The following is a 15,014-nucleotide window of genomic DNA, read 5'->3' on the forward strand; positions in this document are numbered from 1 at the left end:
CCTCGCGACGGTCCGGGGCTCGCGCCCGGGAGGCCCCGCGGGTTCACAGCGTGCTCAACCAGTTGGAGAGCAGTACGGCTCCCGCGTCCCCGGACTTCTCCGGGTGGAACTGGGTGGCCATGAGCGGCCCGTTCTCGACGGCCGCGACGAACGGCACGCCGTGCTCGGCCCAGGTGACCAGCGGGTCGGCGAACCCGGGTCCGGCGGCGAGCTCCCATTGGCGCACGCCGTACGAGTGGACGAAGTAGAAGCGGGTCTCGGCGTCGAGCCCGCGGAACAGGACGCTGCCCTCGGGGGCGGTCACGGTGTTCCAGCCCATGTGCGGCAGCACGGGGGCCTCCAGGCGCTGGACGACGCCGGGCCACTCGCCGCAGCCCTCGGTGTGGACGCCGTGCTCGACGCCCTTCTCGAAGAGGATCTGCATGCCGACGCAGATGCCGAGGACCGGACGCCCCGCGGCCAGCCTGCGGCCGACGATGCGGTCGCCGTGGACGCTCTTCAGCCCCGCCATGCACGCCGCGAACGCGCCGACCCCGGGGACGACCAGGCCGTCCGCTTCGAGTGCCGCGTCGTAGTCGGCCGTCACCGTGACGTCGGCGCCCGCGCGGGCCAGAGCCCGCTCGGCCGAGCGCAGGTTGCCCGATCCGTAGTCGAGGATCACGACCCGCTTCGCTACTGCCACCACAACGCCCCCGCGGTCAGCGCCAGCACCGCTCCGGCGCCGGTGACGATGGCGAGCCCTTTCAGGCCCTGGCGCACGGCGGAGATGACCCCGCCGATGAGGAAGAGCCCCACGAAGATCATGCCGACGGACGCGAAGGTCATAGCACGCCCTTGGTGCTCGGCACGCCGGTGGCGCGCGGGTCCCGCTCCGACGCCTCGCGCAGCGCGCGGGCCAGAGCCTTGAACTGCGCCTCCACGATGTGGTGGGCGTTTCGCCCGTACGGCACGTGCACGTGGAGGCAGACCGCGGCCTGGGCGACGAACGACTCCAGGATGTGCCGGGTCATGGTGGTGTCGTACTCGGGGCCGATCATCGGCGCCATGCCCTCGGGCTCGGTGTGCACGAGGTAGGGGCGGCCGGACAGGTCCACCGTGACCTGGGCGAGCGACTCGTCCAGCGGGCACGCCGCGGTGCCGAACCGCCGGATTCCCGACTTGTCGCCGAGGGCCTCGCGGAACGCGGCGCCCAGCGCGAGCGAGGTGTCCTCGATCGTGTGGTGGGAGTCGATGTGCAGGTCGCCCTGCGTCTTGACGGTCAGGTCGAAGAGACCGTGCTTGCCGAGCTGGGCGAGCATGTGGTCGAAGAACCCGACGCCGGTGGCCACGTCGACGAGGCCGGTGCCGTCGAGGTTGACCTCGACCAGCACGGACGTCTCCTTGGTGGCGCGCTCCACCCGGCCGATGCGCCCCGTGCCGCCGAGCCCCGTGCCGCTCGCACGCGCGTCGCTCATCCGAGGACCCCCTCCAGTGCGGCGCGGAAGGCCGCCATCTCGTCGCCTGTCCCGATCGACACCCGCAGCCAGCCGGCCGGACCGGTCTCCCTGATCAGCACGCCGCGGTCGAGAATGTCCTCCCACACCGCGTGCCGATCCGGAAACTTACCGAATAGCACGAAATTGGCGTCGGAGTCTGCGACGGACAGGCCACGTTGCCGTAGCCAGTCCACCGTCGCGTCCCGCTCGGCGCGCAGCGCGTCCACCGTGCCGAGCAGTTCCTCGCGGTGCGCGAGCGCGACCCGGGCCGCCGCCTGCGTCAGCGTCGACAGATGGTACGGCAGGCGGACCAGCAGCAGCGCGTCGATGACGGCGGGGTCGGCGGCGAGGTATCCGAGCCGGGTGCCCGCCATCGCGAACGCCTTGGACATGGTGCGCGTCACGATCAGCCGGGGGTTGCCCGGGAGCAGCGACAGCGCCGACGGCGTCCCCGCGCGCGCGAACTCGGCGTACGCCTCGTCGACCACGACCATGCCGGGCGCGGCGGCGAGGATCCGCTCGATCACGCCGAGGGGCAGCGCCGTGCCCGTGGGGTTGTTCGGCGATGTGAGGAACACCACGTCGGGCCGGTGCTCCTCGATCAGGGCGACGGCCCGCGCCTCGTCGATCGCGAAGTCCTCCTCGCGCGCGCCGTCGATCCAGCGGGTGCCGGTGACGCCCGTGATGATCGGGTGCATGGAGTAGGAGGGCTCGAAGCCCATGGCCGAGCGTCCCGAACCGCCGAACGCCTGGAGGATCTGCTGGATGATCTCGTTGGAGCCGTTGGCCGCCCACAGCTGCCCGGCGGTGAGGCCGTGGCCGAGGTAGTCGGCGAGGTCCTTGCGCAGGTCGAGCGCGTCCCGGTCGGGATAGCGGTTGAGCGTCGCCGCGCCGTGCCGTACGGCACGGGCCAGGTCGTCGACCAGGCCGGGCGACGGCGGGTAGGGGTTCTCGTTGGTGTTGAGCTGGACGGGCACGTCGAGCTGGGGGGCGCCGTAGGCCGTTTTCCCCCGCAGGTCGTCCCGGATCGGCAGGTCGTCGAGTGTCGTCACGGTGCTCTCTCGCTGGCTGTCCTGTCGGGCGGGATCCGTCATGAGGGGATGCCCCAGTCGAACCGGGCGCGGATCGCCGCGCCGTGCGCCGGGAGGTCCTCGGCGTCGGCGAGCACGCAGACGTGCGGCGCGGCGCCGGCGAGTGCCTCCCGGGTGTAGTCGACGACGTGGATGCCGCGCAGGAAGGTCTGCACGGACAGTCCCGACGAGTGGCAGGCGCAGCCGCCGGTGGGCAGCACGTGGTTGGATCCGGCCATGTAGTCGCCGAGCGACACCGGGGAGTACGCCCCGACGAAGATGGCGCCCGCGTTGCGCACCCGTGCGGCCACCTCGGACGCGTCCGCCGTCTGGATCTCCAGGTGTTCCGCGGCGTAGGCGTCGACGACGCGCAGGCCGTCGTCGAGGGTGGAGACCAGCACGATGCCGGACTGGCGGCCGGACAGCGCCTCGGTGACCCGCTCGGAGTGGCGGGTGGCGGCGACCTGGCCGGGCAGCTCCTTCTCCACCGCGTCGGCGAGCTCGACGCTGGTCGTGACGAGCACGGAGGCGGCGATCACGTCGTGCTCGGCCTGGCTGATCAGGTCGGCGGCGACGTGCACCGGGTCGGCGGTCTCGTCGGCGAGGATCGCGATCTCGGTCGGACCCGCCTCGGAGTCGATGCCGATGCGTCCCTTGAGCAGGCGCTTCGCCGCGGCCACCCAGATGTTGCCCGGCCCGGTGACCATGGTGGCCGGGGGGCACTCCTCGGTGCCGTAGGCGAACATCGCCACGGCCTGTGCCCCGCCCACCGCGTAGACCTCGTCGACGCCGAGCAGCGCGCAGGCGGCGAGGATGGTCGGGTGCGGCAGCCCGCCGAACTCCTTCTGGGCGGGCGACGTCACGGCGAGCGACGGGACTCCGGCCTCCTGGGCGGGGACCACGTTCATGACCACGCTGGAGGGGTAGACGGCCCGCCCGCCCGGCACGTAGAGGCCGACGCGGTCCACCGGGACCCACCGCTCGGTGACCGTGCCGCCCGGCACGACCTGCGTGGTGGTGTCGACGCGCCGCTGGTCGCGGTGGACCAGGCGGGCCCGCCTGATCGACTCTTCGAGGGCGGCGCGCACCGCCGGGTCGAGACCGGCCAGGGCCCGGCCGAGCTCCTCCACCGGAACGCGGGTGGACTTCAGCTCGACGCCGTCGAATCTCGCGGTCAGCTCCCGTACGGCTGCCGCGCCACGATGGCGCACGTCCTCACATATGGGCCGCACCTTGTCAAGGGCGGCCTCGACGTCGAGTTCGGCGCGGGGCAGCACATCGCGCAGGTCATCGGGCAGGGACCCACGCAGGTCGATACGGGAAATCACCCACCCAGTCTACGGACGGCGCGAGGCTGATCCCGTTACGTCCAGCATGCGGACAACGCGTTTCGTTCCGGTGACCGACTCTTGACATCTTTCGGGCACTAATCCACAATTCCGGGCAATAGCAGTCAATTTCGGTCAAGTGGATGGTGTCCATGCTTCCGGCCCAGCGCCATCAGCGCATCGTCGAGGCACTGTCGCAGGCCGGCACGCTGCGCACCGAGGATCTGGTCGACCTGCTCGGCGTCTCGCACGAGACCGCCCGCCGCGACCTGCACACCCTCGAACAGCGCGGCCTGCTGGTACGGGTGCACGGCGGGGCCACGGCCATCACGTCCGGCACCGGCGAGGAGTCCTCCTACCTGGAGCGCTCCACCGCGCAGGCGGAGGCGAAAACGGTCATCGGCGCGCTGGCCGCCCAGGTCCTCCGGCCGGGCCAGACGGTGATCATCGATGTGGGCACCACCGCCGTGCACGCGGCGCGGGCGATCCCGCCCGGGTTCCACGGGGTCGTGGCGACCTGCTCGCTGCTGGTCGCCGCGGAGCTCGCCGGGCGGCCGGGCGTCGAGGTGCTGACCGCCGGAGGCCGGGTCAGGCAGGGCGACCTCGCGGTCTGGGGCGCCCAGACCGTGGCCTTCTTCCAGGACCTGCGGGCCGACGTGGCGCTGCTCGGCTCCGGCGGCGTGACGGCGCGGGCCGGGCTGACCGACTACTACCTCGACGAGGTCGCGACGAAGCGGGTCATCCTCGCGAACACGGCGCGCACCTACGTGCTGGCCGACAGCACGAAACATGGCAGGGTCGCCGCCTACCGGGTGTGCGGCCTGGACGGGTTCTCCGGTCTCATCACCGACGGGGAACCGCCACCCGAACTCGCATCCGCCCTGGTCAGGGCGGGTGTGGAGGTAATCAGGCCGTAAACTCGGCCCGGCGGCGCTGCAACGCCACCGGGCCAGGACCGCTCACTTTCTTCGCAGCAGGAGACGATCCATGTCCCATCGTTCCACGCCCCCGACGGGGGTCACGACCGGGAGCGACAGCGCCGCCGACGCGGCGATCTCGCACGCCGGGTACTCCCAGCAGTTCAAGCGCACCCTGAAGTCGTTCGAGTCCTTCGCGGTCGCCTTCTCGTTCATCTCGATCACGACCGGCCTGTTCTCCACGTACGGCACGGTGCTCAGCTCGGGCGGCCCGGCCGGCATCTGGACCTGGCCCATCGTGGGCGCGGGCACGCTGATGGTGGCGCTGGTCTACGGCATGCTCGCCAGCCGGATCCCGCTGTCCGGTTACAGCTACCAGTGGGCGAGCCGGCTCGCCTCCCCGGTTCTCGGCTGGTGGTTCGGCTGGGTGTCGTTCGCGTTCCTCGCGATCGTCGCCGTCGCGGTCGACTACGGGCTCGCCCAGGCGGCCCTGTTCCCGCTGTTCGGCTGGACCTACACCCCGCTCAGCGGCGCCCTGGTGACCCTGGTCGTGCTGCTGGTGCAGATGGTCCTCATCATCTGGTCGACCCCCATCACCACCAAGATCAACAACCTGGCGGTCAGCGCCGAGGTCATCGCGATGATCGGGCTCACGCTGCTCATCGCCGGATTCGCGATCTTCGGCGGGCACGCCGAATGGTCCAACCTGACCTCCACCGGCGTCGCGTCCGGTGACGGCTACTTCGGCTGGCTCGGGCCGTTCATGCTCTCGGCCCTGCTCGGCGCGTTCACCCTGGTCGGCTGGGAGTCGGCGGCCAACCTCGCCGAGGAGACCATCAACCCCAAGCGGGTCGTCCCCCGGGCCATGGTCCGCGCGATCCTGGTCAGCGTGATCATCGGCATGGTGTTCCTGATCGTGGTCACCGCCGCCCTCGGCACGGACGTCGCTGGCATCAGCGCCTCCTCCGCCCCCGTCGCGCAGGTCATCGAGAACGTGGTCGGGGCCGGCATGGCGCGCGCCTTCCTCGTCGTCGTGAGCGTGGCCATCTTCGCCTGCGGCCTGGTCATCATGGTGAGCTGCAGCCGCCTCGTGCACGCCATGGCCCGTGACGGCAGGCTGCCGTGCTCCACCGCCCTGAGCCGGGTGCCGCGCGCCACCGGCGGCCCCACCTGGGCCACCGTCGTCGCCGCCGGCGCCTCGATCCTGATCGTCCTCGCCTTCTCGGGCAACGCCGACGCCCTGTCCCAGCTCCTGGGTGCGGGCACCCTGATGCCGGCCATCCTGTACGCCGGGACCGTGGCGCTCTATCTGGGCACCCGGCACAAGTACCGCCCGCAGCCGGACGACTTCCGGCTCGGCAGGTGGGAGAAGCCCGTCGTCGCGGGCGCCGTCGTCTGGCTGCTCATCGAGCTGAGCATCTTCATCATCCCGTCCGACTTCCGTACGGCGCAGCTCTACGCCCTCGGCTCGCTGGTGCTCGGAGCCATCGTGTTCGCCTTCGTCTGGGCCACCCGCAGGGACCGGCTGACCGCGGAGGTCGGCACGGAGGTGGATGAGCTGTGACGACCATCCTGGCCATCGACCAGGGGACGTCGGGCACCAAGGCCGTCGTCGTCGGGCCGGACGGCGCCGTCCTGGCGCTGGCCGAGGTCCCCGTCCGCCCGGCGTACCTGCCCGGGGGCCGGGTCGAGCAGAACCCGCAGGAACTGCTCGACTCGGTGCTCGCGGCGGGCCGCCAGGCGGTCGCCCAGGCGGGCCGGCCGATCGACGCGGTCACCCTGGCCAACCAGGGCGAGACCGTCCTCGCGTGGGACCCCGACACCGGGCGGCCGCTGACGACCGCGCTGGTGTGGCAGGACCGCCGCGCGGAGGACGTCTGCGCCGATCTCGCCGACCACGCCGCCCGGATCGCGGAGCTGACCGGGCTTGTGCTCGATCCCTACTTCTCCGCGCCCAAGATGGCGTGGATCCGCCGCAATCTCACCGCCGACGGGGTGGTGACCACCAGCGACACCTGGCTGGTGCACCACCTCACCGGCGAGTTCGTGACCGACGCCGCCACCGCCAGCCGGTCGCTGGTACTCGACCTGGACGCCGTCGACTGGAGTCCCGAGCTGCTGCGCCTATTCAAGCTGGACGGTGAGCGGCTGCCCCGGATCGTCGCCTGCGACGAGGTCGTCGGCACCACCCGGGCGTTCGGCGGGGAGATCCCCGTCGGCGGCCTCATCGTCGACCAGCAGGCCGCCCTCCTCGCGGAGGGCTGCCTGCGCCCCGGCGAGGCCAAGTGCACCTTCGGCACCGGCGCGTTCCTGCTGGCCAACACCGGCGAGCACGCCGTACGGTCCACCTCCGGCCTGACCACGTCCGTGGCGTGGCGGGCCAGGGGCGGCACGCCGTACTGCGTGGACGGGCAGGTCTACACGGCGGCGTCGGCGGTGCGCTGGCTCGGCGACCTCGGCTTCATCGGCGGCGCGACCGACCTGGACGCGCTCGCCGCGCCGGACAGCCAGGGCGCGCTGTTCGTCCCGGCGCTCGCCGGGCTGGCCGCGCCCTGGTGGCGCCCGGAGGCGACCGCCTCGTTCCTCGGCATGACGCTGTCCACCCGCCCCGGCCACCTGGTCCGGGCGGTCCTCGAAGGAGTGGCCGCCCAGGTGGCCGACCTCGCCCAGGTCGTCGCCCGTGACCTCGGCGCCCCCCTGACCCGGCTGCGGGTGGACGGAGGGCTCACCCGGTCGGCGACGCTGATGCAGGCGCAGGCCGACCTGGCCCAGATGCCGGTGGACGTCTATCCGTCGCCGCACGCGACCGCGCTCGGCGCCGCCGCCATGGCCCGGCTCGCGGTGGAGCCCGCGCTCAGCGTGGAGGAGGCCGTTCCGGCGTGGACGCCGTCCATGACGTACGAGCCGCGCTGGTCGGGCGACCGCGCCGCCGAGTTCCTGGCCCGGTGGCGCCAGGGAGTCGACGCGGCCGTCGACCGGGTCGCGGAGGGGGCCGTGGACAGGGCGGACGGCGCCGACGACATGGGGAGTGACGCATGAACGCACGGCAGATGAGGTACGGCCCGCTGCCGGTCGAGAGAGTCGACGTGGCGGTGATCGGCGGCGGGGTCGTCGGTGCCGCCGTGGCCCGCGCGCTGGCCGGGCACGAGCTGTCGGTCGCGCTGGTCGAGGCGCGCTGCGACGTCGGCGACGGCACGAGCAAGGCCAACACCGCGATCCTGCACACGGGGTTCGACGCGACGCCCGGAACGCTGGAATCCCGGCTGGTACGGCGGGGCTGTGAGCTGCTGGCCGAATACGCCGGCGCCACCGGCATCCCGGTCGAGCGGACGGGGGCGGTGCTGGTCGCCTGGACCGACGAGGAACTGGCCGCGCTTCCCGGACTGGCCGCCAAGGCGGTCAAGAACGGCTACGAGCGGTGCGAGATCATCGGCGCGGAGGAGGTCTACCGGCAGGTCCCGGCGCTGGCGCCGGGCGCGCTCGGCGGCCTGACCGTGCCGGACGAGTCGATCATCTGCCCGTGGACCACCACGCTGGCGTTCGCCACGGAGGCCCTGTCCCGCGGCGCGTACGTGCTGCTCAACACCAGGGTCGAAGGCGTGGAGAGCGGCGGGGACGGCGACACGGTGCTGCGCACCGGCCGCGGGACGCTGCGCGCGGGCTGGGTGGTCAACGCCGCCGGGCTCGGATCCGACGTGATCGACGGTCTCTTCGGGCACCGCCGGTTCACGGTCACCCCGCGCCGGGGCGAGCTGTTCGTGTTCGACAAGCAGGCGCGGCCGATGGTGAACCGGATCGTGCTGCCGGTGCCCAGCTCACGGGGCAAGGGCGTGCTGGTCAGCCCGACGATCTACGGCAACGTCATGCTCGGCCCGACCGCCGAGGACCGGGACGACCGGACGGACACCTCCACCTCGGAGCACGGCTTCGACTTCCTGCTGGAGAAGGGCAGGAAGCTCATGCCCGCCCTGCTGGACGAGGAGGTCACCGCCTCCTACGCGGGCCTGCGGGCGGCCACGGAGCACGGCGACTACCAGGTGCACCTGGACGCCGGGCAGCGTTACCTCGTGCTCGGCGGCATCCGCTCCACCGGGCTGACGTCGGCCATGGCCCTGGCCGAGCACACGCTCGGCCTGCTCGGCGATGCCGGGCTGCGGCTCGACGCGAAGGCCACACTGCCGGACCCGCCGCGCATGCCCAACATCGGCGAGGCGTTCCCTCGGCCCTACCAGCGCGCGGACCTCATCGCCGAGGACCCGGCGTACGGCACGGCCGTGTGCTTCTGCGAGCGGGTCACCGAGGGGGAGATCAGGGACGCGCTCGCCTCGCCCATCCCGCCCGCCGACGTCGACGGGCTGCGCCGCCGTACGCGGGCGCTGATGGGCCGCTGCCAGGGCTTCTTCTGCGGGGCCGAGGTCGAAAAGCGCCTGCGCGCGGGGGAGTCACAGTGAGCGGCACGGGGAGCATGACAGAGAACGTCCTCCTGGAGACACCGGACGTCGCCGTCATCGGCGGCGGGCCGTCCGGCCTGACCGCGGCACGGGAGCTCGCGGCCGGAGGGCTGGATGTGCTGGTGCTCGACCGGGAGCGGCAGGCCGGGGGCATCCCCCGGCACAGCGACCACACCGGGTACGGCGTGCGCGACCTGCACAGGGTCATGACCGGTCCGGCGTACGCGCGGCTGCTCGTCGAGCGCGCGCTGGAGGCGGGCGCCCGCGTCCGGACGTCGGCGATGGTCACCGGCTGGAGCGGCGAGCGCGCCCTGGACGTCACCACGCCCGAGGGCCGGGTCCGTGTCGACGCCCGCGCCGTCGTGCTGGCGACCGGGGCCAGGGAGCGGCCCAGGACGGCCCGGCTGGTGCCGGGCGACCGGCCGCCCGGTGTGATGAACACCGGCCAGTTGCAGAACCTGATCCACCTCCACCATCGCGAGGTCGGCACGCGGGCGGTGATCGTCGGCGCGGAGCTGGTGAGCTGGTCGGCGGCGCTGACCCTGCGCGAGGCCGGGTGCCGCACCGTGCTGATGACGACGGAGCAGCCGCACGCCGAGTCCTACGCCGCGTTCAGCGTGCCCGGACGGGCCGTGCTGCGGGTGCCGGTGGCGACCCGGACCCGGGTCGTACGGATCATCGGGCATCACGCGGTCGAGGCGGTCGAGGTCGAGGACCTGGCGACGGGAACGCGCCGCACGGTGCCGTGCGACACGGTGATCTTCACCGGTGACTGGATCCCCGACCACGAACTGGCCCGCGCGGCCGGTCTGGACATGGATCCCGGGAGCAAGGGGCCGCTGGTCGACAACGCCCTGCGCACCAGCCGTCCCGGCGTCTTCGCCGTGGGCAACCTGATCCACCCGGTGGACACCGCCGACATCGCGGCGCTCGACGGCCGGCACGTGGCCCGGCACGTCCGGGACTACCTCGCGGGCACCCTGCCGTACGGGCCGGGCATCCCGCTGCGGGCCGAGGCACCGTTCACCTGGGTGTCCCCCGGCCTGATCCGTCCGGGTGCGGGCACGCCGCCGCGCGAGCGGATCCTGCTCTGGTCGGCGGAGCCGCGGCTCGTCGCCCGGGTCGAGGTGACCCAGGACGGACGGCGGATCGCCCGCCGGACACTCCCCTGGCCGGTCTCCCCCGGCCGGGTCTTCCGGGTGCCGTCCTCGATGCTCTCCGGCGCCGACCCGCACGGCGGCCCCATCACCATCGCGCTGGCCTGAGCGGCCGGAGGCGTGCCGGGCTCGCCCCCGGCACCTCCACCCAGCCGTCGACGTCGAACGCCAGGCCGGTCCACGCCCGGTGCGTCCAGCTGATCGGGTCGTGCTGGACGAACTCCGGCCAGTCGTTGGGCATGTCCCACAGGCGGTCGCCGAACTCGGGGCCGCTGCTCAAGACAGACGATCTCAATATTCATCACGGGAGGCTATCCACGGGCCCTGGGGGCCCAAGCTGATTTCCGGTCACGCCCGGGACCGGGAGGCACGGGTGGTCAGGCAGCCGAGCAGCGCGATCAGAGCGAAGCCGAACAGCAGGTAGTGCGCCGAGCGGAGGGTGGACGGCTCGCCGAGGTTGACCAGCACCCCGGCGAGAGCGGAGCCGAAGGCGCTGGCGATGAGCTGCACGGTGTTGATCGCCGTGGTCGCCCGGCCCGCCTCCTCCGGGTCGTCCGTACTGCCCATCACCGCGGTCGCCAGGTGCGGGAACGCCATGCCGATCCCGGCCCCGGCGATCATGTACGTCACGATCCACAGGATCATGGTCGGCCCGCCGGCGTTCTCCGCCTGCAGGAGCCCGGTGAGCGCCAGGCCGGTGGCGAGGACGGCGGGGCCGGCGACACGGATCCGCCGGATCGCCGCCGGGCGGACGGCGTTGGCGCTGAGGAACTGGGCCGTGGACCAGCCGAGCGACAGCGCGGCGCCGAGGAACCCGGCCGCCACCGGCGCCAGGCCGCCGAGCCGCTGCCCGAACAGGGGAATGAAGGTCTCGGCGGTGGAGCCGATCGCGAGGACGACGATCGTCAGATAGATCCACTTCAGCGACGAGCCGCCCGAGAACGTCAGGGCGGGCAGCACCCGGACCTCGGCGCGGCGCTCGTGAAGGAGGAACAGAGCGACCAGGGCGAGCGAGCCCGCGACGGCGAGCGCGGTGAGCGCTCCGCGCGGCAGGACGCCGGCCAGGCTGATCAGCGCCGCCGCCCCGGTGAGCAGGGCGAGCGACATCCCGGGAATCGGGCCGGCGGCGACGCCGCGCTCGCCGCGCGGCAGTGCCCTGGGCACGATGAAGGCGATCGCCACGGCCAGGGCCGCGAGCGTCCCGAACGCCAGCCGCCACGCGCCGATCTGGGCGAAGAGCCCGCCGAGCGCGGGCCCGACGAAGGCCCCGATCCCCCACATCGCCGACACGAGGGCCGCGCCCCTGGTCCACAGGTGCGGGGGCAGGGCGGAGCGCATGACGGCGAAACCCAGCCCGGCGAGGAGCCCGCCACCGAGGCCCTGGATCGCGCGCCCCGCGAGCAGGAGCTCCATCACCGGGCTCGCGGCGCAGATCACGGTGCCGAGTGTGAAGGCGCCGAAACCGGTCAGGTACGCCCCGACGGCCCCGCGCGACGCCAGAATCCTGCTGACGAGCATCGAGGAGATGACCGAGGCGATCAGGAAGACCGTCGCGTTCCAGGCATAAAAGCGTTCCCCGCCGATGTCGCGCACTGCGGTCGGCAGCAGGCTGGTGGTCACATAAACGTTGATCGCATAGAGGGCGACCCCGCCGGCGAGGACGACGGACGTCCCGATGTGCCCGGGTCCGAGCAGTTCACGCCAGGTCCCGACCCTGGTGCCATCATCAAGCAAAGTCATGGCACGGACCTTAGAATCTCCAGCGCACTTGAGGTCAATTGGAGGTCCGGTGAACCGGAGATCCGATGACTTACTCGCCGTCGGCGACGCCTCGCGCCGCCGCTCCGGCTGGGGGCCGAGCGCCTGGAGCTCGCCGCCGGGACACCCGGGGACGTCGAGGCTGTTTCCGGACAGGACGTCTATTGATTGGAGCCGCCGGAACGGGATGCCCTACCCTTCGAGAGGTGAGCAAGACCAAGGGCAAGGGCGGGCAGGGCACCCCGGCGACCATGGCACTGGCCAAGGCCGAGGTGGACTTCACCCTCCACCCGTATGACCACGACGCGGGCTCCCAGGCGTACGGCGAGGAGGCGGCGGACGCGCTCGGCCTGCCGTACGAGCGGATCTTCAAGACGCTGGTCGCCGAGACCGAGGGCGGCCTCGCCGTGGCCGTCGTCCCGGTCTCCGGCAAGCTGGACCTCAAGGCGTTCGCCGCCGCGCTCAAGGGCAAGCGGGCCGCGATGGCGGACGCGGCCAAGGTGGAGCGGGTCACCGGATACGTCGTCGGCGGGATCAGCCCGCTCGGCCAGCGCAAGAAGCTGCCCACCGTGGTCGACGAGTCGGCGCTCGGGTTCGAGACGATCTACTTCTCCGCCGGACGGCGCGGCCTGCAGATCGAGACGGCGCCGGCGAACCTGATCGAGCTGACCCGGGCCGTCACCGCCCCGATCGGCAAAACCGGCTGATCCGCCTCGGCGAACCTTGCCATCGCGGTCCGGCGACGGCTCCGCGAGACTCGGAGGGCCAGCCGTACGACCGTCCTTGGGGGCCGCACCGATGACCGATCTGCACTACCTGACCGCGACCGAGATGTCGGAACTACTCCTGGCGAAGCAGATCAGCGCGGTCGAGCTGGCCGAGGCGCACCTGCGCCGCATCGAGGAGGTCGACGGCCGGGTCAACGCGATCGTCACCCTGACCCCCGAGCGGGCGCTCGACCAGGCGCGGCGGGCCGACGAGGCGCTGGCCAGGGGCGAGGTCCTCGGCCCGCTGCACGGGCTGCCGGTCGCGCACAAGGACCTGGCCGACACCGCCGGTGTCCGGACCACCTACGGCTCCCGCGTGTTCGCCGACCACGTTCCCGACACGGACGACATCCTGGTCAAAAGGGTCCGGGCGGCCGGCGGCGTCATGATCGGCAAGACGAACACGCCCGAGTTCGGCACCGGGTCGCACACGGTCAACGAGGTGTTCGGCGTCACCCGCAACCCGTACGACCTGTCCAGGAGCGCGGGCGGCAGCAGCGGCGGCGCCACCGCCGCCCTGGCGTCCGGCATGGTGCCACTCGCCGACGGATCCGACATGGGCGGGTCGCTGCGCAACCCCGCCTCCTTCTGCAACGTGGCCGGGCTGCGGCCGACCCCCGGCCGGGTTCCGGCCAGGTCGGCGCACGCCGCCTGGTTCACGTTGAGCGTTCCCGGGCCGCTGGCCAGGACCGTCGCCGACCTGGCCCTGTTCATGCGGGCCATCTCCGGCTTCGACCCCTCCTCCCCGTACGCGGTGCGAGAGGACGGCGACAGGTTCGGCACCGGGCTGGACCTGGACGTCACCCGGGCCAGGATCGCCTACAGCCCCGACCTCGGGGGCCTTCCTGTGGACGCCGAGACCGCCCGGTCGACCGCGGAGGCCGCCGGGACGCTGTCCGAGATGGGAGCCCGGGTCGAGTTGGTCGACCTCGACCTGTCCGACGCCGAGGACGCCTTCCGGATCCTGCGGGCGTGGTACTACGCGCTCAGCTACGGCGACCTGCCCGGGGTGGGTCCCAACGTGGCGTGGAACGTCGAGGAGGGCCGCAAGGTCACCGGCGACGATCTCGCCCGCGCCGAGCGGCTGCGCACCGGGTTGTTCCACCGGATGAACGCCTTCTTCGACGACTACGACTTCCTGATCGCTCCGGTCAGCCAGGTGCCGCCGTTCCCGGCGGACGACCCGTACGTCACGGAGATCAACGGGCGGCCGATGCCGGACTACCTCGCGTGGATGCGGTCCTGCTACTGGGTCAGCGTGTTGCACGCGCCGGCGATGTCGGTGCCCTGCGGGTTCACCTCCGGGGGGCTGCCCGTCGGCCTGCAGATCGTCGGCAGGCCGTGGGCCGACCTCGACGTGCTCCGCCTCGGCCACGCGTTCGAGCGGGCCACGGGGTACGGCGCGCGGCGGGCCGGACTCTGATCGGACGGCGTCCGCCACACCCCCGGCGACCCGCCGTCGGACGGCTTCCGGCACGCTCACATGGTCGGCCACCGCCAGGAGAGACCGCGGCAGCGGGCCGAGGTCGCCGCGCGGCTCGGTGCGCTGAAGCCGGCCGACGTACCGGTAGACGTACCGCTAGGGGTGGTGGACCTCGCGATAGGTCAGCATGAACTCCAGCACCCAGAAGATCCCTGCGGCGAGGAGCGGCCAGATCAGCAGCACCCCGTGGGCGGTCAGGCCAAGGGAGTCGGTGATCCTGATCCCGCCGGGCCCGGCCGCCTGGATCGTGGTCCCCGTCACCGTCGAGCCCACCTGGTAGGCGACGTACGCGCCGAGCAGCCCGCCTCCCGTCACCCCCAGCACGGCGCCGACGGGGGCGCGGCCGCGCGTCACGAAGTAGGCGGCCGCCCCGGAGGCCAGGCCGAGCGCTCCGGTGATCGCGGCGAACCAGCCGTCCGCGGCGATGAGCGTCTGCGACTCCGGATCGGCCAGGTGGAGTCCCGAGTCGGTCAGCGCGAACCTGGACGTCGGCGCCACCGCCGACCATGTGAACCCGGCCGCCACGCCGAGGGCGCCCAGCACCAGCACCGTCACCGCCAATGTGGCCAGATCGACTCTCAGATGCCGCACCGTCACGATGCTACCTA

At 72.5% G+C, this 15,014-nt stretch carries 15 protein-coding genes; 7 read left to right on the forward strand and 8 right to left on the reverse strand.

Annotated elements, in window-relative coordinates:
* Positions 1–43: 43 nt before the first annotated feature.
* The 5 genes from hisH to hisD are packed head-to-tail and all read right to left on the reverse strand — an operon-like array spanning position 44 to position 3,873.
* On the reverse strand, positions 44–682 hold the full coding sequence (hisH, locus tag AB0I59_RS08175) for an imidazole glycerol phosphate synthase subunit HisH (protein ID WP_061252798.1): 639 nt from the start codon (positions 680–682) through the stop codon (positions 44–46).
* The gene (locus AB0I59_RS08180; RefSeq protein ID WP_228639099.1) at positions 673–825 is read right to left on the reverse strand and encodes a CG2302 family histidine operon protein; all 153 of its coding nucleotides are present in this window, start codon (positions 823–825) and stop codon (positions 673–675) included. The genes hisH and AB0I59_RS08180 overlap by 10 nt, the downstream gene beginning before the upstream one ends.
* Positions 822–1,454, reverse strand: a complete 633-nt coding sequence (hisB, locus tag AB0I59_RS08185; protein ID WP_061252373.1) for an imidazoleglycerol-phosphate dehydratase HisB — start codon at positions 1,452–1,454, stop codon at positions 822–824. The genes AB0I59_RS08180 and hisB overlap by 4 nt, the downstream gene beginning before the upstream one ends.
* Complete coding sequence (locus AB0I59_RS08190; protein WP_308066766.1) at positions 1,451–2,527, reverse strand: histidinol-phosphate transaminase; 1,077 nt, start codon at positions 2,525–2,527, stop codon at positions 1,451–1,453. The genes hisB and AB0I59_RS08190 overlap by 4 nt, the downstream gene beginning before the upstream one ends.
* A gap of 38 nt (positions 2,528–2,565) precedes the next feature.
* The gene (gene hisD / locus AB0I59_RS08195) at positions 2,566–3,873 is read right to left on the reverse strand and encodes a histidinol dehydrogenase (protein ID WP_358131400.1); all 1,308 of its coding nucleotides are present in this window, start codon (positions 3,871–3,873) and stop codon (positions 2,566–2,568) included.
* 152 nt (positions 3,874–4,025) lie between these two features.
* On the opposite strand from hisD, the gene AB0I59_RS08200 reads away from it, so the two are divergent.
* The 5 genes from AB0I59_RS08200 to AB0I59_RS08220 all read left to right on the forward strand — a co-directional run bounded on the left by AB0I59_RS08200 (position 4,026) and on the right by AB0I59_RS08220 (position 10,506).
* Complete coding sequence (locus tag AB0I59_RS08200; protein WP_061252370.1) at positions 4,026–4,790, forward strand: DeoR/GlpR family DNA-binding transcription regulator; 765 nt, start codon at positions 4,026–4,028, stop codon at positions 4,788–4,790.
* Between the two features lie 70 nt (positions 4,791–4,860).
* Positions 4,861–6,354 (forward strand): amino acid permease, encoded by a 1,494-nt coding sequence (locus AB0I59_RS08205; protein WP_358131403.1) that lies wholly within the window; start codon positions 4,861–4,863, stop codon positions 6,352–6,354.
* On the forward strand, positions 6,351–7,829 hold the full coding sequence (locus AB0I59_RS08210; RefSeq protein ID WP_358131406.1) for an FGGY family carbohydrate kinase: 1,479 nt from the start codon (positions 6,351–6,353) through the stop codon (positions 7,827–7,829). Before AB0I59_RS08205 ends, AB0I59_RS08210 begins: the two co-directional genes overlap by 4 nt.
* Positions 7,826–9,241: an NAD(P)/FAD-dependent oxidoreductase gene (locus AB0I59_RS08215; RefSeq protein WP_358131409.1), complete on the forward strand. Its 1,416-nt coding sequence runs from the start codon at positions 7,826–7,828 to the stop codon at positions 9,239–9,241. The genes AB0I59_RS08210 and AB0I59_RS08215 overlap by 4 nt, the downstream gene beginning before the upstream one ends.
* A 14-nt stretch (positions 9,242–9,255) precedes the next feature.
* Positions 9,256–10,506 carry an NAD(P)/FAD-dependent oxidoreductase gene (locus AB0I59_RS08220; RefSeq protein ID WP_358131412.1) on the forward strand — a complete coding sequence of 417 codons (1,251 nt, stop codon included), beginning with the start codon at positions 9,256–9,258 and terminating at the stop codon, positions 10,504–10,506.
* Here AB0I59_RS08220 and AB0I59_RS08225 read toward each other — a convergent pair.
* Complete coding sequence (locus AB0I59_RS08225) at positions 10,487–10,678, reverse strand: hypothetical protein (RefSeq protein ID WP_061252367.1); 192 nt, start codon at positions 10,676–10,678, stop codon at positions 10,487–10,489. The two genes, AB0I59_RS08220 and AB0I59_RS08225, sit on opposite strands and share 20 nt — an antisense overlap.
* Before the next feature lie 68 nt (positions 10,679–10,746).
* Positions 10,747–12,138: an MFS transporter gene (locus AB0I59_RS08230; RefSeq protein WP_061252366.1), complete on the reverse strand. Its 1,392-nt coding sequence runs from the start codon at positions 12,136–12,138 to the stop codon at positions 10,747–10,749.
* 269 nt (positions 12,139–12,407) lie between these two features.
* Between AB0I59_RS08230 and ybaK the strand changes: the two genes are divergently transcribed.
* Positions 12,408–12,863: a Cys-tRNA(Pro) deacylase gene (gene ybaK / locus AB0I59_RS08235; protein ID WP_061252795.1), complete on the forward strand. Its 456-nt coding sequence runs from the start codon at positions 12,408–12,410 to the stop codon at positions 12,861–12,863.
* A 91-nt stretch (positions 12,864–12,954) separates the two neighbouring features.
* On the forward strand, positions 12,955–14,346 hold the full coding sequence (locus tag AB0I59_RS08240; RefSeq protein ID WP_358131415.1) for an amidase: 1,392 nt from the start codon (positions 12,955–12,957) through the stop codon (positions 14,344–14,346).
* A gap of 156 nt (positions 14,347–14,502) precedes the next feature.
* Here AB0I59_RS08240 and AB0I59_RS08245 read toward each other — a convergent pair whose 3' ends face one another.
* Complete coding sequence (locus AB0I59_RS08245) at positions 14,503–14,997, reverse strand: hypothetical protein (RefSeq protein ID WP_358131418.1); 495 nt, start codon at positions 14,995–14,997, stop codon at positions 14,503–14,505.
* Between the last annotated feature and the right edge of the window lie 17 nt (positions 14,998–15,014).

Source organism: Microtetraspora glauca (assembly GCF_040656155.1).
Lineage (GTDB): Bacteria > Actinomycetota > Actinomycetes > Streptosporangiales > Streptosporangiaceae > Microtetraspora > Microtetraspora glauca.

What these genes read in the sequence shown, in the direction of transcription:
- AB0I59_RS08180 (WP_228639099.1), bottom strand. Translation starts at nt 825, where the DNA reads ATGACCTTCGCGTCCGTCGGCATGATCTTCGTGGGGCTCTTCCTCATC.
- hisB (WP_061252373.1), bottom strand. Translation starts at nt 1,454, where the DNA reads ATGAGCGACGCGCGTGCGAGCGGCACGGGGCTCGGCGGCACGGGGCGC.
- AB0I59_RS08200 (WP_061252370.1), top strand. Translation starts at nt 4,026, where the DNA reads ATGCTTCCGGCCCAGCGCCATCAGCGCATCGTCGAGGCACTGTCGCAG.
- AB0I59_RS08205 (WP_358131403.1), top strand. Translation starts at nt 4,861, where the DNA reads ATGTCCCATCGTTCCACGCCCCCGACGGGGGTCACGACCGGGAGCGAC.
- AB0I59_RS08215 (WP_358131409.1), top strand. Translation starts at nt 7,826, where the DNA reads ATGAACGCACGGCAGATGAGGTACGGCCCGCTGCCGGTCGAGAGAGTC.
- AB0I59_RS08220 (WP_358131412.1), top strand. Translation starts at nt 9,256, where the DNA reads ATGACAGAGAACGTCCTCCTGGAGACACCGGACGTCGCCGTCATCGGC.
- AB0I59_RS08230 (WP_061252366.1), bottom strand. Translation starts at nt 12,138, where the DNA reads ATGACTTTGCTTGATGATGGCACCAGGGTCGGGACCTGGCGTGAACTG.
- ybaK (WP_061252795.1), top strand. Translation starts at nt 12,408, where the DNA reads ATGGCACTGGCCAAGGCCGAGGTGGACTTCACCCTCCACCCGTATGAC.
- AB0I59_RS08240 (WP_358131415.1), top strand. Translation starts at nt 12,955, where the DNA reads ATGACCGATCTGCACTACCTGACCGCGACCGAGATGTCGGAACTACTC.